Origin of the sequence: Amycolatopsis sp. NPDC051102 (genome assembly GCF_040682815.1) — a bacterium.
GTDB lineage: Bacteria > Actinomycetota > Actinomycetes > Mycobacteriales > Pseudonocardiaceae > Amycolatopsis.
Genome location: NZ_JBFBBT010000001.1, coordinates 334,706 through 354,630 on the forward strand (window position 1 = coordinate 334,706; position 19,925 = coordinate 354,630).

21 protein-coding genes are annotated in these 19,925 nt (G+C 71.2%); 15 read left to right on the forward strand and 6 right to left on the reverse strand.

The window, feature by feature from the left end:
• Positions 1 to 59: 59 nt before the first annotated feature.
• Complete coding sequence (locus tag AB0M93_RS01455) at positions 60 to 332, reverse strand: hypothetical protein (protein WP_364266928.1); 273 nt, start codon at positions 330 to 332, stop codon at positions 60 to 62.
• A 28-nt stretch (positions 333 to 360) separates the two neighbouring features.
• On the opposite strand from AB0M93_RS01455, the gene AB0M93_RS01460 reads away from it, so the two are divergent.
• From AB0M93_RS01460 to AB0M93_RS01495, 8 genes are read left to right on the forward strand one after another with little or no spacing between them, the layout of a single operon-like run.
• Positions 361 to 1,224, forward strand: a complete 864-nt coding sequence (locus AB0M93_RS01460; RefSeq protein WP_364266931.1) for a class I SAM-dependent methyltransferase — start codon at positions 361 to 363, stop codon at positions 1,222 to 1,224.
• Positions 1,221 to 1,691, forward strand: coding sequence for an NUDIX domain-containing protein (locus AB0M93_RS01465; protein WP_364266934.1), 471 nt, complete (start codon positions 1,221 to 1,223; stop codon positions 1,689 to 1,691). Before AB0M93_RS01460 ends, AB0M93_RS01465 begins: the two co-directional genes overlap by 4 nt.
• Positions 1,678 to 2,706, forward strand: coding sequence for a phosphotransferase (locus tag AB0M93_RS01470; protein ID WP_364266937.1), 1,029 nt, complete (start codon positions 1,678 to 1,680; stop codon positions 2,704 to 2,706). The genes AB0M93_RS01465 and AB0M93_RS01470 overlap by 14 nt, the downstream gene beginning before the upstream one ends.
• Positions 2,703 to 3,479: an Mrp/NBP35 family ATP-binding protein gene (locus tag AB0M93_RS01475; protein WP_364266940.1), complete on the forward strand. Its 777-nt coding sequence runs from the start codon at positions 2,703 to 2,705 to the stop codon at positions 3,477 to 3,479. Before AB0M93_RS01470 ends, AB0M93_RS01475 begins: the two co-directional genes overlap by 4 nt.
• Before the next feature lie 43 nt (positions 3,480 to 3,522).
• Positions 3,523 to 4,527, forward strand: a complete 1,005-nt coding sequence (locus AB0M93_RS01480) for an asparagine synthetase A (RefSeq protein WP_364266942.1) — start codon at positions 3,523 to 3,525, stop codon at positions 4,525 to 4,527.
• Positions 4,518 to 5,567 (forward strand): LD-carboxypeptidase, encoded by a 1,050-nt coding sequence (locus AB0M93_RS01485; RefSeq protein ID WP_364266945.1) that lies wholly within the window; start codon positions 4,518 to 4,520, stop codon positions 5,565 to 5,567. Before AB0M93_RS01480 ends, AB0M93_RS01485 begins: the two co-directional genes overlap by 10 nt.
• 3 nt (positions 5,568 to 5,570) lie before the next feature.
• On the forward strand, positions 5,571 to 6,497 hold the full coding sequence (locus AB0M93_RS01490; RefSeq protein ID WP_364266948.1) for a hypothetical protein: 927 nt from the start codon (positions 5,571 to 5,573) through the stop codon (positions 6,495 to 6,497).
• Positions 6,494 to 7,567, forward strand: a complete 1,074-nt coding sequence (locus AB0M93_RS01495) for a hypothetical protein (protein WP_364266951.1) — start codon at positions 6,494 to 6,496, stop codon at positions 7,565 to 7,567. The genes AB0M93_RS01490 and AB0M93_RS01495 overlap by 4 nt, the downstream gene beginning before the upstream one ends.
• 21 nt (positions 7,568 to 7,588) lie before the next feature.
• Here the strand turns inward: AB0M93_RS01495 and AB0M93_RS01500 are convergent, their stop codons facing one another.
• Positions 7,589 to 10,609, reverse strand: a complete 3,021-nt coding sequence (locus AB0M93_RS01500; RefSeq protein WP_364266954.1) for a BTAD domain-containing putative transcriptional regulator — start codon at positions 10,607 to 10,609, stop codon at positions 7,589 to 7,591.
• A gap of 443 nt (positions 10,610 to 11,052) precedes the next feature.
• Between AB0M93_RS01500 and AB0M93_RS01505 the strand changes: the two genes are divergently transcribed.
• On the forward strand, positions 11,053 to 11,472 hold the full coding sequence (locus tag AB0M93_RS01505) for a MarR family transcriptional regulator (RefSeq protein ID WP_364266957.1): 420 nt from the start codon (positions 11,053 to 11,055) through the stop codon (positions 11,470 to 11,472).
• A gap of 148 nt (positions 11,473 to 11,620) precedes the next feature.
• Here AB0M93_RS01505 and AB0M93_RS01510 read toward each other — a convergent pair whose 3' ends face one another.
• The 3 genes from AB0M93_RS01510 to AB0M93_RS01520 all read right to left on the reverse strand — a co-directional run bounded on the left by AB0M93_RS01510 (position 11,621) and on the right by AB0M93_RS01520 (position 13,760).
• A complete protein-coding gene (locus tag AB0M93_RS01510) occupies positions 11,621 to 12,442 on the reverse strand; it encodes a helix-turn-helix transcriptional regulator (RefSeq protein WP_364266960.1) in 822 nt (273 codons plus the stop codon).
• Positions 12,439 to 13,215 carry an SDR family NAD(P)-dependent oxidoreductase gene (locus AB0M93_RS01515; protein WP_364266963.1) on the reverse strand — a complete coding sequence of 259 codons (777 nt, stop codon included), beginning with the start codon at positions 13,213 to 13,215 and terminating at the stop codon, positions 12,439 to 12,441. The genes AB0M93_RS01510 and AB0M93_RS01515 overlap by 4 nt, the downstream gene beginning before the upstream one ends.
• 122 nt (positions 13,216 to 13,337) lie before the next feature.
• Complete coding sequence (locus AB0M93_RS01520; protein WP_364266966.1) at positions 13,338 to 13,760, reverse strand: MarR family winged helix-turn-helix transcriptional regulator; 423 nt, start codon at positions 13,758 to 13,760, stop codon at positions 13,338 to 13,340.
• Positions 13,761 to 13,868: 108 nt separating this feature from the next.
• On the opposite strand from AB0M93_RS01520, the gene AB0M93_RS01525 reads away from it, so the two are divergent.
• The 6 genes from AB0M93_RS01525 to AB0M93_RS01550 all read left to right on the forward strand — a co-directional run bounded on the left by AB0M93_RS01525 (position 13,869) and on the right by AB0M93_RS01550 (position 19,226).
• Positions 13,869 to 14,663, forward strand: coding sequence for an alpha/beta hydrolase (locus AB0M93_RS01525; protein ID WP_364266969.1), 795 nt, complete (start codon positions 13,869 to 13,871; stop codon positions 14,661 to 14,663).
• Positions 14,664 to 14,688: 25 nt separating this feature from the next.
• Positions 14,689 to 15,444 (forward strand): MBL fold metallo-hydrolase, encoded by a 756-nt coding sequence (locus tag AB0M93_RS01530; RefSeq protein WP_364266972.1) that lies wholly within the window; start codon positions 14,689 to 14,691, stop codon positions 15,442 to 15,444.
• 14 nt (positions 15,445 to 15,458) lie between these two features.
• On the forward strand, positions 15,459 to 16,094 hold the full coding sequence (locus AB0M93_RS01535; RefSeq protein WP_364266975.1) for a TetR/AcrR family transcriptional regulator: 636 nt from the start codon (positions 15,459 to 15,461) through the stop codon (positions 16,092 to 16,094).
• Positions 16,095 to 16,191: 97 nt separating this feature from the next.
• On the forward strand, positions 16,192 to 17,058 hold the full coding sequence (locus AB0M93_RS01540; RefSeq protein WP_364266978.1) for an alpha/beta hydrolase: 867 nt from the start codon (positions 16,192 to 16,194) through the stop codon (positions 17,056 to 17,058).
• Between the two features lie 525 nt (positions 17,059 to 17,583).
• Positions 17,584 to 18,096: an ImmA/IrrE family metallo-endopeptidase gene (locus AB0M93_RS01545; protein ID WP_364266981.1), complete on the forward strand. Its 513-nt coding sequence runs from the start codon at positions 17,584 to 17,586 to the stop codon at positions 18,094 to 18,096.
• The gene (locus tag AB0M93_RS01550) at positions 18,093 to 19,226 is read left to right on the forward strand and encodes an MAB_1171c family putative transporter (RefSeq protein ID WP_364266984.1); all 1,134 of its coding nucleotides are present in this window, start codon (positions 18,093 to 18,095) and stop codon (positions 19,224 to 19,226) included. Before AB0M93_RS01545 ends, AB0M93_RS01550 begins: the two co-directional genes overlap by 4 nt.
• On the opposite strand, the gene AB0M93_RS01555 is transcribed toward AB0M93_RS01550, so the two are convergent.
• Complete coding sequence (locus AB0M93_RS01555) at positions 19,187 to 19,693, reverse strand: hypothetical protein (protein ID WP_364266987.1); 507 nt, start codon at positions 19,691 to 19,693, stop codon at positions 19,187 to 19,189. The two genes, AB0M93_RS01550 and AB0M93_RS01555, sit on opposite strands and share 40 nt — an antisense overlap.
• Between the last annotated feature and the right edge of the window lie 232 nt (positions 19,694 to 19,925).

Consider the following 19,925-nt stretch of genomic DNA (forward strand, 5'->3'; position numbering starts at 1 on the left):
GCGAGGGCGGATTTGCGCGACGAACCGGTGTCCGCCGCGCAAATCCGCCCCGGTGACGCTTAGTTGGCCTTCTTCACGACGAGCTTGTTGATGCGCGGCCGGAGACCGGCCGAGTGGTTGCGGGTCATGGTGGACCTCCCTTCGGGGGAATAGAACGGTTCCTGGAATCGAAAGCCGCCGGTTTCCGCGAGTCGCCGGTCACCGGCTCGGGTCGCTTTCGACGACGAGAAACGTATCCGCGGATCCCGGCCGGTATCAAGTGTTCGACTTGGATTGTCCGCGCCCATTGATCGCTTGACTTCGGCACTGCGTCGGCTGAGGATCGAATCCACAGATGACTCATTCGAGATTGGGGTCGCTTTGTCGGTTGAAATTGCTTCCGAATCGAGTGCGGCAGACATCGTCTCCTACTTCCACCGCAAAGCGGGCCGGTACGACGAGGTGGACCAGCAGGTCTACTGGCGGTTGTCCGACGAGCTGCTGTGGAGCACGCTCTCCGGCGGTTTCCTGGACGAGCTGCCGCCGGACTTCACGTTCCTGGACGCCGGCGGGGGGACCGGGCGGTGGACGCAGCGCGTGCTGGACGCCTACCCGCGGGCCCGCGGGGTCCTGGTCGACCTGTCCCCGGACATGCTGGCGGTGGCCGGGACCAAGCGGACCGGCAGCCGGGCCGAGCGGATGGAACTGGTCCAGGGCGACCTCGGCGACCTGCCCGCGGCCGTGCGGGACCGCCGGTTCGACGTGATCTGGAACTTCCACAACGTGATCGGTTTCGTTCCCGATCCCGCCGCGGTGCTCAGCGCGCTGGCCGGCCTGCTGTCCGAGGACGGCGTGCTCGTGACGCTGGCCCCCAACCGGTACCACGGCGTCTACTTCAACCTCGCGACCGGCCGGTTGGACGCCGCTCGCCGGGCCGCCGAGACCGGCGTCTCGACGTTCACCGACGACATGCCGCCGCTGCGGTTGTTCACCCCGGACGAGCTCACCTCGCTGTACGCGGAGGCCGGCTGCCGGGTGGACGTGCTCACCGGCTTTCCCTGCGCGGTGTACCCCGCCCGGCAGGAAACCCAGCTCGACGGCTCCAGCCCGGCGGTCGCCGACCTGCTCGGCGATCCGGCGGTCTTCGCCGATGTGCTGGCGATCGAGAAGCAGCTGGCGAAGGCCCCCGATGTCGCCGCGCGGGGCAACAACATCTTCGTGGCCGGGCGGCGGAGGCCCTCGTGACCACCGCGAGCCCCCTGCACATCTGCAACGTCGAGGCCGCGTTGTGGCGCGGCGACCGGTGGCTGCTGATCCGCCGCGGCGACGGCGAGCGCCACGCGGCCGGCCAGCCGGCCCTGGTCGGCGGGAAGGTCGAGCACGCCGAAGAGCCGGGCGCCGTGCTGGAGAACGCGGTACGCCGCGAGATCGCGGAGGAGGTCGGGCTGGAGCCCGGCGGCGCGCTGCACTACGTCACCAGCGCGCACTTCCGCCTCGCGGACGGCACCAGCGTCGTGAACGTCGTGTTCTGCGCGCCCGCTCCCGAGGCCGAGCCGGTCGTCCGGGACACGCGGGAGGTCGCCGGGTTCGCCTGGCTGACCGCCGCGGAGATCGCGGCGTCGGACGCTCCCGAGTGGACGAAGGACTACCTGGCCCGGTCGGAGCGGATCCGGCTGCGGGTGACGGGAGGTGCAGCTCATGCCGGTCCGTGAGAAGCCGGTTTTCAAGGACTTCCTGAACCTCGACGACCGGGTGCTGGGGCTCGTCGCGGACCGCTACGGGCTGGCCGGCGTCGACTGCTTCCTGCCCATCCTCCTCGACGGCGATCGCTGCACCCTGCTCGACGTGCGGTCGGAGACGAGCAAGAAGGCGGTCCTGGAAGCCGGCGACCGGAAGTACTTCCTCAAGCAGATCCCGTGGTACTGCGACGATCCGGCGCGGATCGCCATGTCGACGCGGCTGCAGGAGGGGCTGCGCCGGTCCGGCCTGCCCGTGCCGCGGCTGGTGCCCACCGTCGACGGAGACCTGTGGACCTCTTTCCGCGGCGAGTCCTTCGTCCTGTTCGACTACGTACGGGGCCTGCGGTACCGGGGCGAGCGGGCCCAGCGCCGGGCCGCGGCGCAGGTCCTCGCGCGGCTGCACCGGTGCCGGGCCGCCGTGGACGCCGTCTCGTCGGAGGACGTGTTCACCCTGGCGGCGGACCACGTCACCCTCCTGCGCAAGGTGGTTCCCGAGGCGGCCTCGGTGTTCGAGGAACTGCTGACCCCGCTGGAGCGCCGCGCCCGCAACGCCGGCTTCGGCGAGCTTCCCGCCACCGCCGTGCACGGGGACTTCAACCCGTGGAACCTGCTGTTCGCCGCCGGCCACCGGGTGACCGCGGTGGTGGACTTCGACAACTGCGACGTCCAGTCGCGGCTGCACGACGTCGCCGAAGCGGTGCTGACCTTCTGTGTCCTGCGCTACGCGGAAGACTCCACGAACTTCGCCGTCCGGCAGCCGGCGGCGGTCGACTGGGCGGCGGTGACGGACTTCCTCGCGGCCTACGACGAGGTGGCGCCGCTGTCGGGACGTGAGCGGGCGTGCCTGCCGTTCGCGCTCGGGGCGGTGTGGATCGAGCTGACCTGCCTGGGACTGCTGCGGCACGACTTCGGTCCGGGCGTGGTGGACCGGTGGCGGCCGGTCTTCCGCTCGCTCGCCGAGCGGACGTTCTCCGGGGAGGCACCGTGACCACGTCCCTGCCCTCGGTCCGCGTCGTCCTGGTGTGCGGCGGAAAGGGCGGCGTCGGCAAGTCCACTGTGGCCGCCCGGCTGGCCACCGGACTGGCCGCGCGCGGCTGCCGCACCGGGCTGCTCGACGCGGACCTGCAGGGGCCGAGCCTGCCGGTGCTGTTCGACGTCCGGGAGCGGCCCGCCGTCCGCGACGGGCGGATCCGGCCCGTGGTGCGCGGGGGAGTCCGCCTCATGTCCACCGGGCTGCTGGCGGACTCCTCGCGAGCGCTCGCCTGGAAGGGGCCGCTGGTGCGCGGCGCGCTGCGGCAGCTGGTGCGGGACGTCGACTGGGGAGACGTCGAGACCCTGGTGATCGACACCCCACCGGGGACCGGCGAGATCCACCTGGCGCTCGCCGACCTGCTCGACGTGGCCGCGGCGGTCGTCGTGACCACTCCGCAGCCGATGGCCGTCGAAGACACCTACCGGTGCGTCGCCATGCTTCGCCGGCTGGGTATCGCCGTTCCGGCCGTGGTCGAGAACATGGCCTACTACTCGTGCCCGTGCTGCGGTGCCCGTACCGAGCCGTTCGCCGCCTCGGGCCTGGCCGCCACGCTGCCGGCGGAGACCGGCGATGCGGCCACCCGCCTGATCGAGCTGCCCTTCGCCCCCGCGCTGGCCGCCGGTCCCGGACCCGGTGCCCGGCGCGCCACCGGCGCCGACGCCACCGCCGAGACCGCGTTCGCCGCGCTGCTCGACACCCTGGCCCCCGTCCGCTCGCCCAGGTCCTGACCAGCGCTATCCCGTCGTCCTCCCGAGAAAGGCCCTTCCTGTCATGGACATCGCCACCCGCCCGGTCCCCGCTCGCACCGAACGCGACCTGGAAACCACGCTGGGCAGTTCCTGGTTCCGGGCGATCACCCGGATCAACGCCGAGCTCGTGGGCGCGACGGCGGACTTCTACCGGGCCCGCGAAGTTTCCCCCGTGCTGATGCCGGTCACCGTCAACTCGGTGTCCAGCCCGATGGGCCTGGGCAGCGACAGCCTGCCGGTGCGGGTCGACCTGTTCGGCACCCCGACCTACCTCGCCGACTCCATGCAGTTCCAGCTGGAGTTCATGCTCCGCATGGACTTGCCCGGGGCTTACTACATCATGCCGACGTTCCGCGGCGAAGACCCGGACAGCAGCCACCTCAACCAGTTCTTCCACTCCGAAGCGGAGATCGCCGGCGGGCTGGACGACGTCATGCGGCTCGTCGAGGGCTACGTCACGGCGCTGTGCCGCCGGTTCGCCGAGTCCCCGGTCGCGGCGGAGATCGAGCGGATCGCCGGTGGCCTGGACCACGTCCTCGACCTGGCGAGCCGCCCGCGGTTCCCCGAAGTGACCTTCGCGGAGGCGTGCACGCTGGTGGACCCGGCGTGCGTGGTGGACCGCGGCTCCGGGGTGCGGGTCATCACCCGGGAGGGCGAGCAGCAGCTGATCGACCGGTTCGGCGGCGTGGTCTGGCTGACCCGGATGCCGGAGAACTCCGTGCCGTTCTACCAGGCCACCGCGGGCGACGGCACGGCGTTGTGCGCCGACCTGCTCCTGGGCCTCGGCGAGGTCGCGGGCTGCGGGGAGCGGCACACGACCCGCGCGGCGACCGAGCGGGCCCTCACCGGGCACGGAGTGGACCCCGCCGAGTACGACTGGTACCTGAAGATGAAGGAGCTGGCCCCGATGCGCACGGCCGGCTTCGGTCTCGGCGTCGAACGGTTCCTCGCCTGGCTGCTGCGCCACCACGACATCCGCGACATGCACCTCATGCCCCGGCTCAAGGGCGTGCCCACGTGGATGTGACCGGCGCGGCGGGGACGGTCGTGCGCCCGCCGCGGGTCCGCCCCGGAGACCACGTCGCGGTGCTGTCGCTGTCCGGGCCGCTGGCCGCTCGCTGCCCGCGCCGGCTCGGCCGCGCGGCGCACGAGCTGAGCCGGCGGGGGCTGGTCCCCCGGATCGACCCGACCGTGCGGCTCGACACCGGTGCCACGGCCGGGCCGGCGCGGGTCCGGGCCGAGCGGCTGACCGCCGCGGTCCTGGACCCGGCGGTGCGGGTGGTGCTCTCGGCCGTCGGCGGGCTCGGTACCCGGGACATCCTCCCGCACCTGGACCGCGGCGTCCTGGCGGCGGCACCCACCGCGGTGGTCGGCTACAGCGACACCACGTCGTTGCTGCTGTGGCTGTACCACGAACTCGGCTGGACCACCTACTACGGACCGGCCGCGTTGCCGCAGTTCGGCGAGCACGGGGGCGTGTCCGGCTTCACCTGGGAATCCCTGTGGCAGCAGCTGTCCGGGCCCGGCGGCCCCCTGCCCTCGACCGCCCGCGTCGTCGTGGAGACCCTGTTCTGGGACAGCCAGGACGACCGGCCGCGCGTCGCCGCCGGCCCGGCGCCCCGCCGGGTGTGGGTTCCGGGCGGTGCCTCGGGGCCCTTGGTCGCGGCCAACATCGCCACGCTCGCCGACGACCTGCGGGCCGGCCTGCACGCGGGAATCCGATGGGACGGCCATGTGGTCTGCCTGGAAGAATCCGACTCGGCCTCGGCGGACGAGCTGCGGGCCGCGGTGGCGGTGCTGGCCGACAGCGGGCTGCTCGACGGTGCCGCGGCCCTGCTGTTCGGCCGCTTCGCCCAGGAACACCGGGGCGACTGGCCGGCCGGCCGGAGCCGTCGCCTGCTGGCGCCGCTGATCCGGCGGTGCGCCGGACCGGTGGTCGCCGACTGCGAGTTCGGGCACACCGACCCGGTGCTGACCCTGCCGATCGGTGCGGTGGCCGAGGTGCACGCCCCCGCCCGCGGCCGGCCCGCGATCGCCCTGCCGCCCCCACGAGCCCGGAGGACCTGAGCCATGCTGCCGACCGAACTCGCCGGCTGGATCTCCGGCCGGCTCGGCCCGGTTTCCGAGCCGGAGCTGATTTCCGAGTCCAACAGCCGGGTGTGGCGCGTGCGGGACCGGCGCGGGCGCCCGTTCGCGGTCAAGCACCTGACCGACCGGTCCAGCCGGATCGAAGCCGAAGAAACCGTCCGACGGCTGCTCGCCGAGCGGGGGAACCGCCGGGTCGGCCCGATCCTGGCCAGGTGGCGGAACCCGGACGGCACCCACTACGTGCTGACCGAGCACCGGGACGGCCGGGTGCTCGGCGACGCGCTCGGCGAAGCGGGGCCGGTCGCCGGGTGGGCCGCTCAGCTGGCGGACCTGCTGGACGCCGTCGCCGGAATTCCGGCGGCCGGGTTCGGGAAGCTGTCGGGGGACTTGCGTGCGCCGTGGCCGACGTGGTCGTCGTTCCTGCTCGGTTACGCGGAAGAACAGCGGCGCAAGGCACCGGCGCTGGCGGCGGCCCGGTACCGGGCGGTGCAGGCCGTGCTGACCGAGGCGGCACCGCTGCTGGACGCCGCCGCGCCGAGCCCGATGCTGGTCGCGGCCGACATCAACAACCGCAACTTCGTCATCGGCTCCGAAGGGCTGGTCTGCGTGAACCTCCCGGTGCTGTGGGGCGGGGATCCGGCGATCGCCTACGGCCAGTCCCTGCTGCACTGGGCCGGCACCGAGGGCGAGGCGGTCCTCGCCCGCAGAGCCGGTGCCCCCGGCTGGCTGCTGCACTTCTACGCCGCGTTCCACGCCTACGTCATCCTCGCCTACGCGGAGCGGTTCGCTCCCCAGCCGTGGCAAGAGGTGTCGCCGTGGGGCCGGCCGACTCCGTTGCTCGACCTCCTCGACCGGCACCTGGCCCAGGTCCGGCTGCCGCGTGCCGCCGCGAAAGGCGTGTCGCCATGACCATCCTCCCGTGCGTTTCGCACACCCGTGCCGTGTCCGGTCCGGCCGGACGGCACCGCGTCGACGTCACCTGCGACGAAGCCACCCTCGCCGACCTCCTCGACCTGGCGGAGCCGTTCTTCACGGCCGGGCCGCCGGGGGACGACCGGCCACGGGCGAGCGTCCTCGCGCGCACCGCGCCGCCCGGCGGCCCGGGATGGACCCGGGTGGTCTACCCCTCGCCCTACGAGCCCGACCGGGTGTTGTGGACGCACGAGGCGAGCCGCACCGTCGCGGTGTGCGGTGAGCCGTCGTCCTGGCGGACACAGCAGCTTCTCCGGTGCCTGCGCAACCTGGTGCGCTGGCAGCATTTCGCCGACGGTGAGCTGTTCCTGCACGGTGGCCTCGTCGAGGCCGGCGGGCGCGGGATCGCGTTCGCCGGCCGGAAGAAGTCGGGCAAGACCTCGAGCATCCTGAGCGCGCTGCTGCACGCGGGAGCGGATTTCGTGTCCAACGACGACCTGGTGGTCAGCGGGGGACCCGAGCTGCGGGGCCTGGGTTTTCCCCGTAGCGTCAACGTGCGGACGGACTCCCTGCTGGCGTTGGCCCGGCACCGGCCCGAGCTGCGGGTCCTGCTCGACAGTGTCACCCACCCCGCCAACCGCTTCCCGGGGGTGCACCACACCCCGGAGCGGCAGGTGCCCGTCGGGCCCGGCGTCCTCGCCCCGGCGCACCTGTGGGTGCGGTTCCGCGAGCTCACCGAACTGGCCGGCACGGCGGTGCGGCCGTCGGCGCCCGTTTCCGCCGTCGTCTTCCCGGTGTTCGACTCCTCGGCGGCGCGGCCGGAGGTCCGGCGGTTGTCCGAAGAGGAAGCCCGCCGCGCGCTCGCGGCCAACACCGAGCCCACCGCGTCGTCCTACGACCCGTTCCTCGCCGGGTGGTACCCCCGGACACGCCCCGGCCGCCGGGCGGCGATCGCCGAGCAGCTCGTCCGGTCGGTTCCGTGCTACCGGCTGACGCAGCACATGCAGCACCTGGACGCCGCGACCGCGGCGCTGTGGGCTGCCGTCGACCGTGATGTGCGTGGCTGACGTCGTGCGGTGGCCGGCGGGTCAGTCGCGGGGCCGGGTGGGCACGCCGAGTGTGGCGAACAGTGCCTCGGCTCGGCGGAGGTGTTCGTCGCCCGCCGCGGGGTCCCCGAGGGCCGCGTGGGCGAGCCCCATGCCGTGGAGGGCGCGGGCTTCCTCGACGCGGTAGCCGATGTCGGCGGAGATGCTGTAAGCGCTCTCGTGCAGGGCGAGTGCGGTGGCGTGCTCCTGCCGGGTCCGGTGCAGCCCGCCGAGCAGGTTGTTGATCACGGCTTGGCGAACCGGCGTCCGGTAGGTGTCACCCAGGTCGAGTGCGCGTTCGGCGAACCGGACGGCCGGCTCGGGGTGCCCGAGCCGCTGGCAGGTGAGGGCCGAGAGGGCGAACACCATCGCGACGTCCCCGGCCGAGGCGGACTCCTCGGCCAGCACCCTGGCGCCGGCCAGGTGCTCACTCGCCTCTTCGTCCGCGCCGAGGCCGAGGCACGCGAGGGAAAGGTCCGTCAGCGCGATCATCTCGTGCTCCCGGATCCCCAGCTCGCGGTTGAGCATGACGGCCCGTCGCGCGGCATCGGCCGCTTCGGGGTAGCGGCCCCACTGTTCGTACAGCGTGCTGAGGTTGACCAGCGACTCCGCCTCCGCCCGGCCGGCTCCGAGGTCGCGTTTGAGGGCGACGGAGCGCTCGAGGAGCGCCAGCGCCTCCTCGAAGCGCCCGATCGTGCACATCAGCAGGCCGAGCATGCCGGTGTCCTTGGCGAATCCGCGCTGATCGCCGAGTTCGCCGGCGAGTTCGAGCGCCTCGGACGCCGCCGCGATGCTTTCCTCGAACCGGCCGAGTTTCCAGTGCACGACCGCGAGATTGGACAGGCTGATCCGCAACAGCGGCCGGTGGCCGAGCCGGCGCGACGAGTCGACGGCCAGTTTCGTCATCTCCAGGAACTCGGCGAACTGCCCCGACGCGTCCAGCTGGAACACCACGTTGCGGGCCAGGTGCGCGACGTGCCCGTCCAAACCGCGGGCGTGGGCCAGCATGATGGCCGCCTGGAGGGTGGCGTGCTCGCGCACGAGCCAGGCACGCGCCGCCTCCGGATCGGGCAGCGGCGGCAGCACGCTCGTGCTCTCCGGCGCCTCGAAGGGCAGGTGGGCGCGGCCGGGGAACAGGATGTCGCAGACGCGGTCGGTGACGCGGCCGAGGTAGTCGAACAGCCGCCGCAGCGCCGCCCGGGTCTCCCCGGACCGCGGTCCCGTGTCGTCGAGCCGGTCGAGCTGGTGGACGAAGCTGCGGACCAGGTCGTGGAAGGTGTAGTAACCGAGCTCGTGCTGCTGCATCATCTGCATGTCCAGCAGCACCTCCAGCATCGTCTCCGCCTCGTCCGGCGCCGTGCCCAGCACGGCCGCGGCGGAATGGACATCGATGTCACGACCCGGATGGAGGCCGAGCAGCCGGAACGCGGCCCGCTGGGCGGGGGCCAGCCCCTCGTAGGACATCTTGAGCGTCAGCTCCACCCCGCGATCGCCGGACCGGAGCTCGTCCAGGCGGCGCGACTCGTCGCTCATCCGGTCCACGAGGTAACCGATGGACCACCGCGGGCGGTTGGCGAGCCTGCTCAGCGCGATCCGCATCGCGAGCGGCAGGTGGCCGCACAACTCGATCAACGCGGCCACCGCCTGCGGCTCGGCCGACGTCCGCTGCTTGCTCAGGACGCTGTCCGCCAGCGCGGCGCCGTCCTCGGCGGTCATCGTGCCCACCGACAGCCAGTACGCGCCGTCGAGGTCGATGAGCCGCGTCCGGCTCGTGATCAGCACCATGCAGCCGGGGCTCGACGGCAGCAGCGGCCGTACCTGCGCCAGATCGGCGGCGTTGTCCAGCAGGACCAGCAGCTTCCGGCCCGTCACCGTCGTCCGCCACAGGGCGGCCCGCGCACCGACGTCGTCGGCGAGGTGGTCGGTCGGCACGCCGAGCATGCGCAGCAGGGCCTCCGCGACGGCCTGGGCGGTCAGCGGGTGCTCGTTCGTGGCGTAGCCGCCGAGGTCGATGTAGAGCTGGCCGTCGGGGAACCGGTCGGCCAGCTGGTAGCACGCCCGCACCGCCAGCGACGTCTTGCCGGCCCCGCCCATGCCGTCGATCCCGATGATCCGGGTGCCCCGGCCCACGGTGTTGTCCGCGTAGTGGCACAGCGCCTCGAGCTCCCGCCGGCGTCCGGTGAAGTCCGCGAGGTCGTAGGGGAGGGTGCAGACCGGGGCCCGGTCTCGCGGTCCGTGACCGGCGGCCGGCCCGGGCTCCGCCGCGGCCACCGGCTCCGGTGCGGCGAGATCGGGTGCGTTGCGCAGCATCCGCCCGTAGAGCTCCGCCAGGTGGGCGCCCGGATCGATGCCGAGCTCGTCGGCGAGCAGCGTCCGCACCCGGCCGTACTCTTCGATCGCCTCGGCTTGCCTGCCGGACCGGTACAGGGCGAGCATGAGCTGACCGCGCAGCACCTCGCGCAGCGGGTGGGCGGCGACGTGCTCACGCAGGTCGCCGATGAGCGTGCTCGACTCCCCGCGCGCGAGCCGCAGGTCGATCATCTGCTCGAGCGCGGCGAGGTGACGTTCCTGCAGCGCGACGTCGGCGGATCTGATGACCGCACCACCGCTGCCCGCGAGCACCGGTCCGCGGCGCAGGGCCAGAGCCGACTGCAGGTGCGTCAGGGCGTCGTCGAGCCTGCGCTCGGCCGTCGCCTCCCTGGCCTGGTCGAGCGACGCCGAGAAGTCGCCGAGGTCCAGGCAGCCCGCGGCCACCACGGCCCGGTAACCGGGTCCGTCGGTCACGATCAGCCCGGCACCGCCCGGTATCAGCTGACGCAGGCGGGCCACGGCCTTGCGCACCTGGTGCGTTGCCGTGGCGGGTGGCGTCTCCTCCCACACCGCCTCGACGAGCCGGGAAACGCTGAGCACCTGGCCGGCTTCGAGCAGCAGGCTCACGAGCACCCGTTCCGGAACCGGCCCGCCGAGGTGGATGCGGCGATCACCGGCCCAGCATTCGAGGGTTCCGAGCACATTGATGCGCACTTTCGAACCGTGCCCCGGTGTCCCGCCGCTCATGCTGTCGAACCCCATTATCCTCGGTGCTCCGGTCACAGCCGCATGGCGGTCACTGACGCCGGCCACCTCCGAGCCCGATTGGACCGGTCCAATCCAACACCAGCGTCCGGTTGTCCCGCAACGCTTCCCGCGGGACAACCGGGTGCGGCCAGGTGGTCCGGCCACGTCCGGCCGTCTCGGGACGGTGGGGCTTCCCGAACGGTACGGAGCCGGTACCCTCCGCGGCATCACCCTGCAGAGGGGGACTTCTTGTAGCTCTCAGGAGGGTTCGCCGAGGCTCCACGGTGGACGCGCGCCCGGCCTCATCTCGGAGCCCGACCGCGGTAGGCGGATTCGAAGAACGCGTCGCTGGGTGGGAGCGTCATGCACCCAGAGTGTCAACCAGGTTGATAAATGTCAACATGGTTGGTATGGACGGTTTCCGGGACGAGCCGCTCGGCTACCTGCTGCACCGGGTCACCGCGGCCCTGCGCGCCGAGGTGGCCGCCACGGTACTCGAGCCGGCGGAGCTGGCGGCGCCCGAGTACCTCTGTCTGCGGATGCTGTCGCAGGCGCCGAAGTCCAACGCTCAGCTGGCCCGCGAAGCCCAGGTGTCGCCGCAGGCGATGAACAAGGTGGTGCGCCAGCTGCAGGACCGCGGCCTGGTGACGCGACCCGCCACGGTGCCGTCCGGGAGGTCGTTGCCCGCCAAGTTGACGCGCGCGGGCAGGGCCACGCTCGCGCGCCTCGACCCCCAGGTGGCCGAGGCCGAGGATCGGGTCCTGGCGGCGCTCGACGACCACGATCGGCGCGAGCTGCGGCGGTTGCTCGTCGCGGCGTTTCCCCGGTAGCCGGCTGAGGAAGAGGCGACGTGTCCGATTCGGACGCGTTCGCCGTTCCTGCTACCGCCGACGAGTTCTTGCGGTACACCCGCCGTTCCGGTTGACCGCGATGAGCGGGAGAGCGCTTCCACTCGCTGTGTACCGGACCGGTCGGACGTCAGCCGCCCGGTTCGACGAGGGAGGCCAGGAGGGAGAGCTTCTCGGCGCTTTCGCTGCCCGCGTCGGCGTAGTAGAGCACGAGGAGCAGACCGTCCACCGGCAGCTTGTCGCGGTGCAGGTGCAGCCGGCCGAGGACGGGGTGGTTCACGGTCGTGGTGCCGCCTTCGAGCGTGCGGACGTCGTGGCGGGCCCACAGTTCGCGGAAGCGTCCGCTGGTGAGCGACAGTTCGCCGACGAGCTCCACGAACCTCGGGTTGTCGACGTCGGTGCCGATCGAGTCCCGCAAGGCGGCGACGAACCCGGACACGGCGGCCGTCCAGTCCTGGTGGAACGCCTGCTCCTCCGGGTCCAGCAGCAGCGAGCGCAGGCGGTTCTCGCCCGGTCGCAGGCGGGGCGAGAACGCCGTCGCCAGTTCGTTGGCCGCGAGGACGTCGAACGCCCGGCCTTCCACGAACGCCGGTACTCCCACGGCCGCGAGCAGGTGGTGCAGCCGGGCCGGCACCTGCTCGGCCGCCGGAAGCCGGCGGCGCCGGGGCCGCGGCGCCGCCAGGCTGTGCAGGTAGTCGCGCTCGACCTCGTCGAGGCGGAGCACGCGGGCGAGCGCGTCGAGCACCTGGGCGGAGGGGTGCTTGTCGCGGCCGCGTTCGAGGCGCAGGTAGTAGTCGGCGCTGATGCCGGCGAGCATCGCCAGTTCCTCGCGGCGCAGGCCGGGCACCCGGCGGGTGCCGCCCGCCGGGATCCCGGCCTGCTCGGGCGTGACGAGTCCGCGGCGGGCACGCAGGTAGGCACCGAGCCGGTTCTCGTCGTCGTTCGCTGTCATGCGGGGGTGTCCACCCGGGGCGAGCGGCCGGGCAGCGTCGAAAGGGCCTGCGAACGCTGCGCCACGAGTTCGGCGTAGGTCCCGTCGCGTTCTGCCCACCGGTGCATGAGCACGCGCTGCACGAGAACTTCGTGCGGCGTCGGATCCTGCGCGAGCAGGTCCATGACCTCGGCGCCGTAGGCGTCGAGGGCGAGAGCGTGCGGGTTGCCGCTGCCCATCGTGGTCGCGACGGCCGGCGGCACGAGCTCGGCCACCTCGACCCCGGTGCCGGCCAGTTGTTCCCGCAGGGCCTCGGTGTAGGCGTGCACGGCAGCCTTGGACGCGCCGTAGGTGGGCATGAGCGGGAAGGGGAGGAAGCCGATCCCCGAGCTGACCGTGACGATGGTGCCGCTGCCGAGCGCGAGGAGGTGCGGGGTGAACGCGTCGATGACCCGGATGGTGCCCAGGACGTTGACCTCGATGGTCGTCCGGGCCGTGTCGAAGTGGGACGGGTCGTGGAGGTCCTCTGGCGCCCCGGTGCCTGCCATGGTGATGACGGTATCGACGCCGGGGTGGGTGCGCAGCACCTCGTCACGCGCCCGGGTCACGGACCCGGCGTCGGCGACGTCGATCTCGACGGTGGCGAATCCTTCGCCGGCGATGCGGGCGAGCAGGTCGGTGCGCCGGCCGCCGGCGACCACGGTGCTGCCGGCGGCGCGGAACCGGCGGGCCAGCTCGAGGCCGATGCCCGACGTCGCGCCGGCGATGAAGACGGTGCGGGAAGTGATGTCCATGGCTCGACGGTAGGCCGGATTCCCGCGGGCTCAGGAGGTCCTGTGAGGACCCCGGAAGGCCGGACCCCGCCGACTCGCCCCCTGGTTCGTGGCCGTCCAACGCGAGCAGGTCGGCCAGGCTGTCAGCGCGATCCGGTGCCGGCGGCCTTGATCAGCAGCTCGTGCAGGATGTCCCGCTCGGCCTCGGTGAGCGCGCCGACGGACTCGGACAGGACCGCGTCGACGACGGCCGAGCCGGCGTCGTAGGCGCGCTCGCCCTCGTCAGTCAGTTCGTGGCGGGTGGCCCGGCCGGGGCCGTCCACCCGCTTCAGCAGCCCCCGGTCGATCATCCGTTTGGCGAGCGTCCCCATCGACTGATCGGTCTGGAAGGTCAGTTCCGCCAGTGCGTGCAGGGTGGCGTCCGGCCGGTCGTGCAAGTGCCGCAGCACGTCCCACTGCACCAGCGACAGCCCGGCGTGCGCGGACAAGCGTCGGTTGGCTTCACGGTGGTGCCGCCACTGAAGCCGCTTCACCGCGAGCCCGATCTCTTGCAGCGACGATGACACCGACGCAGCGTATCCCACCACCGGCGACCTCCTGTTCTTGCCAAACTAAACATCCTTATATAAGGTTACTTACATAGTCGCTTCGAGTCCATCCCCAGGAGCCGTTCCATGAGTACCTCCGTGCCGGCCGGCAGTCTCCGGCCCACCCGCGTCTTGACCGCACCGCTCGCCGACGGCCTCGGCGCCGTCACGGTCGAGGACCGCGATCACACCCGTCCTTACCTCCTCCTGCATGGTGGCGGGGGCCCGGCAACGATGACCGGGTTCGCCGACCTGCTCGCGCAGCGCACCCACTCCCGCGTGCTGACCCCCACCCACCCGGGCTTCGCGGGCACACCGCACGTACCGGGTGTGACCTCGACCCGCGACCTCGCCGCGGCCTACGTCGGCATGCTCGGCGAACTGGGACTCAGCGACGTCACCGTGATCGGCAACTCGTTCGGCGGCTGGCTGGCCGCCGAGATCGCCCTGCTGGACAGTCCCCGGGTCAGCGGCGCCGTGATCGTCGACGGCATCGGGATCGAGGTGGAGGGCCACCCCATGACCAGCATCGCCGGCTTCACGCCCGCCGAGGTGCAGAAGCTGTCCTTCCATGACCCCCGCAAGGCACCTCCGGCGGCAGGCGGCAAGGGGCTCAGCCCGGACATTCAAGCCTTGATCTCCTACACCGGCCCGACCATGTCCGACCCCAGCCTGCTGCAGCGGCTCTCCACCCTCGGCCACTTTCCCGTCCACGTCGTCTGGGGCGAAAGCGACGGCATCGTCAGCCCCGCCTACGGCAAGGCTTACGCCTCCGCGATTCCGCTGTCGAAGTTCACCCCGCTGCCCCGCACCGGACACCTGCCTCAGGTGGAGACGCCCGAAGAACTGCTCGGCGCCCTCCTCGACCTCGGCGTCAACTGACCGTCCCGAAAAGGAAGAACCGAAAATGAGCGCCACTCTCGCAACCACCCGGATCGCCCACGCGTGTCAGCTGATCGAGCTCGGTGACCTGCGGATTCTCACCGATCCGTGGTTCACCCAGACGGCCAACTACCACCAGGGCGAGCCCCTCGCGGCACCCGTGTCGTCACTGGGCCGCCTCGACGCCGTCGTGATCAGCCACGAGCACTACGACCACTGCGACCTCGACGCCCTGGTCGCCGGGGGCGTCGACCTGGACACGCCCGTCATCGGGCCGGGCACCGTCACCGCCATCGCGAAGGACAAGGGCTTCCGCAACCTGCACACCATCGAGGCGTGGGAATCCGCCCGGATCGGGGACCTCACCGTCACCGCCACTCCGGGGAAGCACGGCGTCCACGAGGTGACCTTCGTGATCCAAGCGGGAGGCCGCTCCGTGTTCTTCGGCGGCGATTCGCTGCGCATCCCCGAACTCGACCGCATTCCCGAACGCTTCGGCCCCCTTGACCTGACGATCCTGCCCACCAACGGCCTCTGCTTGCGGCCCGCGGACCTGCGCCAGGTGGTGATGGACGCCGAGCAAGCCGCGGAACTGACCGCCGTGCTGCGCCCCACGCTCGCTGTTCCCCACCACTACGCATTCCACAGCGGCCGGCTCGGCGACCGGATGATCACCCGAGGCGATCAGGACCCGCGCCACTACGCCGACGCGGTGATGCGCCTGGCCCCCGACGTCGAAGTCCGCATCGTCCTGCCGGGTGTCCGGGTGGTCGTCCCGTAAGACGAACTTGGATTATGACCGTACTAACATCGGTCGCGTCGGTCCGGTGGCTGGAGGCGCGTGTGGTGCGGTACGGGAAAGAGCACAAGGAGGCGACGCGGCGGCGGATCATCGAGACGGCCGGGCGCCGGCTCAAGCGGGACGGGATCGACGGCTCCGGCGTCGCCACGCTGATGGCGGACGCCGGGTTGACCAACGGTGCCTTCTACGCCCACTTCGCCTCCAAGGAGGACCTGGTGGCCACCGCGGTGTCCGAGCAGCTGCGCGGCCAGCGCGAGTGGCTCGCCTCGTTCCCGCCCGGGCGTGACGGCGTCGAGCAGATGGTGCGCGCCTACCTCTCGCCCGAGCACCGCGACAATCCGGAGGAAGGCTGCCCGTCCGCCGCGCTGCTGGACGAGATCGGCCGCTGCGCGGATCCGGCCAAGGAGAGCTACACCGGCGGCGTGCTGGCCGTCATCGACGACATCGCCGCTCGTCTGGCACCGCAGGATCCGCCGTCGGCGCGCGTCAAGACGCTCGGCGTCTACGCCCTGATGGCCGGGACCCTGCAGCTGGCTCGCGCGCTGGCCGATCGGGAGCTGTCCGGCGCCGTCCTGGAGCAGGGGATCCGCAACGCGCTGATGGTGCTGGACGCTCCGCCGGAGCGCTGAGCCACCCCATCTTGCCTGGTCGGGCCGTTAGGACGCCTTGCATCCCTCTTTGAAGTATGGTCATAATATAAACAAGACCCGACCGGAGGAAGCAGCCATGACCAGCAAACAAGACTCCCGGGACGACGTGGTGTCGTCCTATCGCGAGGCACCGACCCGCACCGTCGCCGCCGGCGGCGCCGAGTTCGCCTACCGCGAGCTCGGCGCGAAGAGCGGGGTTCCGGTGGTCTTCCTGACCCACCTGGCCGCGGTCCTCGACAACTGGGACCCCCGCGTCGTCGACGGCATCGCCGCGCACCACCGGGTCATCGCCTTCGACAACCGCGGCGTGGGCGCGTCGACCGGCACCACCCCGAAGTCGATCGAGGCGATGGCGGCCGATGCCGTCACCTTCGTCCGGGCGCTCGGCCTGACGAAGGTCGACCTGTTCGGCTTCTCGATGGGCGGCATGATCGCGCAGGTGATCGTCCGGACCGAGCCGGATCTGGTCCGCAAGCTGATCATCGCCGGCACGGGCCCCGCCGGGGGCGAGGGCATCAAGAACGTCACCAGGATTTCGAACCTCGACACCGTCCGGGCGCTGCTGACGCTGCAGGACCCGAAGCAGTTCCTCTTCTTCACCCGGACGCCGAACGGGAAACGGGCCGGCAAGGAGTTCCTGACGCGTCTGAAGGAGCGCAAGACCAACCGGGACAAGGCAATCTCACCGCGGGCCTACGTCGCCCAGCTCAAGGCCATCCACCGCTGGGGGCTGGCGGAACCGTCCGACCTGTCCGCCGTCCGGCAGCCCGTGCTGGTCGCGAACGGCGACCACGACCGGATGGTGCCGACGAAGAACTCCCACGACCTGGCCCGTCGGCTGCCCCACGGCGAACTGGTGATCTACCCCGACGCCGGTCACGGCGGCATCTTCCAGTTCCACGCGCAGTTCGTCGAGAAGGCGCTCGAATTCCTCGCGCGATAGCGCCCGGCGGCTTTGCGACGACAGGCGATCTTGATGGCGGGTGGCCGAGGCGTACGCCTGCCGGGGGGCTCGTCGTCCTCCACTTGCTCCGTTCGGTACTGGTCCACTGGGTCTCCTTCGCTGCGTCCGTTCGGGTGGCGAGGAGGTCGACCGCGGGGAGGTGGGACAGCCGAACTTCCCTTGCCCTTGCCGACCTCCATTCAGGCCACAATGGATAGTCCGAAAAGATTCGCGCGGGGGCAGCAAAAGGGTCCGCTGTTCTGGACAGACGTCCAAATCTGCCATCCACACCGAGAAAGCGTTACCCGTACCGGAACGGTTGCTCCAGATCGTCGACGGCAAGAACCTCTACCGCACCGGCGTAAATCCCGGGTGTACTTGTCAAGCTTGGCCTGGTTTGGGACGATTGCGCCTCATAGGGTGACGACCCACCGCTGGGGGAACAACGTGAGGTATGCCCATGCCCGAGAAGTATTCAAGCGCCTGACACGGCGCACCACAGGGACGAGCCGGGAGATCAGACGGGTGCTCAGGCACTGTGAGTCCCGGTTCGCCGAGTGGCGGCTACCGCCGTCTTCCACCATCACCACCGTCGCGCAGGAGCTGAGCAGGCGCCGGGGGCGGCCGATTCACCTCATTCCGCTGGCTTTGGGTGCCGGCCAGCCGTCCGGGCTCTCGCTGGTACTGCCCACCATGGACGTCGTCGCGTACGAGGCGGAGACCAGCAGGACCCATCAAGAGCACATCATCGCCCACGAACTGACGCACATCATGTGCGGTCACACCGGCACCGCCTCGATCGACGAAAACGTCGCCCGGCTGGTCTTCCCGAACCTGGATCCCGGTCTGGTCCGGGACATGCTCAACCGCGCGGGCTACGGCGACGAGTACGAACTGGAAGCCGAGATCATGGCCTCGGTGATCCTGCGACGGATGAACGCCCGGCCGGAGCGAACCGGCCCGACGCCGACCGCGGAGGTCCAGGAGGTGCTGGATCGGCTGGAGAAGACCTTCTCCACCGGCGGAGACGGCTCGTGAAGACGGATCTGCGCACGGTCTGCCTGGTGCTCGGCTGTGCCATCCTGCTGTACAAACTGGTCGATGTGGCACGCGGCAAGCGGGACCGTGCCACTGTGGTCTTCTGCCTCTACGTCGGCCTGTCGGCGCTGAGCTACCTGGTGCTGGTGCCGTCGATCGCGGCGCGCCTCGACGGGTGGACCGGCATACCGCAAACCGCCGGGCTGCTCAGCGGGGTTTGCGTACTGGGCCTGACCGCGGCACAGCAGTACCTGCTCGTTCGCTGGACCTACTCGCCCGAACTGGCGCGTCCCAAGATGCGCCGCCGGTGCTCGTTCTGGGTTCTTGCTCTTGTCGCTTACGTGGGAACGTATCTCGTTTTCACACCGGACAGCCGGCGGTTCCAGTATTTCTTCCTGGAGAACGCCCACAAGTTGTGGCAAGCGCCCTACCTGCTGATCTACGTCCTCGCCTGTGTCGTCGGTCAGGCGGACGTGGTGCTCCACTGCCGGCGGTTCGCGAAGATCGCCGACCGCGTCTGGCTGCGACGCGGCATGCTGACCATGGCGGCCGGTGGGGTGCTCATCCTGGTGTACGGCACGATCCGGGTCGCCGACCTGGTGGCCGCGCCCCTGGGTCTCGATTTGCGCGCGCTGGAACCCCTCGCGTGGACCTTGGGTGACGCCGGTGCGCTGCTCGAATTGCTCGGCTGGGTGGTGCCGGTGCTGGGACCGCGGCTTTCGGCGATGGTGCGGTGGCTCCGGGACTACCGCACCTACCGCCGCCTCTATCCCTTGTGGCGAACGCTTTACCAGGAGGTGCCCGAGATCGCGCTGAGGCCGCCGCGGACGTGGCTCAGCGATGTGCTGCGGCTTCGTGACGTGAGTTTCTGGCTGCACCGCAGGATCATCGAGGTGCACGACGCACTGCGCGCGCTGCGGCTGCGGACGGGCGACCGGCCGGGCGAGGGCGTGCCGGCCATGATCGCCGTGGCCGTCGCGCGGGCCGGTGACCGCGACGGTGACCGCGACGGCCCGCCGGTGGCGGCTCGGGACCGTGGGCCTGACGACGATGTCACCTGGCTGATCGAACTCGCCGACGAGCTGGTCACCTACCGGCGGGGCTTGCGATCGGGGTCTTCGGCGGAGTAGCCGGTCGGGATCTCCCGGCGGGACGCCAGGTCGTAGATGGTCACCTGCTGACGGGCCGCGCCCAGCGCGATCGCCGTGGTGCGGTCGTCGATCACGTCGACGATGCTCAGCACGACCCGTTGCCCCCGCCGGTTGTAGTAGGCGCCGAGCAGGCGGGACGGATTCGCCCGCAGCTCGGCCGCGTGGTCGGACAGGTAGCGGCGCAGGACGGACGGGCCGCGGCCGCCGAAGAACGTCACGGCCGGTTCCGCCAGGGCGCCGGCGCGGCCGGTCGCCGCCACGAAACCGCTGACCGGCTGGGTTCCGTCGCGTGGATCGACGGTGAACCCGCCGCTCAGCTCCACCTGCGCGATCAGTCCGTCCATTGCGGCCTCGAGGGCGGGGAAGGCGACCGCTGTCCCGTCACCGCTCAGGAGCGCGAGACCGGCAACGGCGGCACAGGTCAGTACGATCGGGCGAGACCTCACGCTGGACTCCTTCCGGCGGTGGCCGGCCAGGCGAAGGGCGACCGCGGCTCTAGACGAATGTGACATATACGGCATATCGTTGAACTATCAGTTGATAAGATCCACCTCCTGGTACGAACTCGAAGTGAAGGCCGCAAATGGTTCACGATGACGGCGAGTCCATCCTCACCGAGCAGCTAGACTCGTTGTTCCGGTCGAGCCGCCCACAGGGACGTTCCTGGACCAATGACGA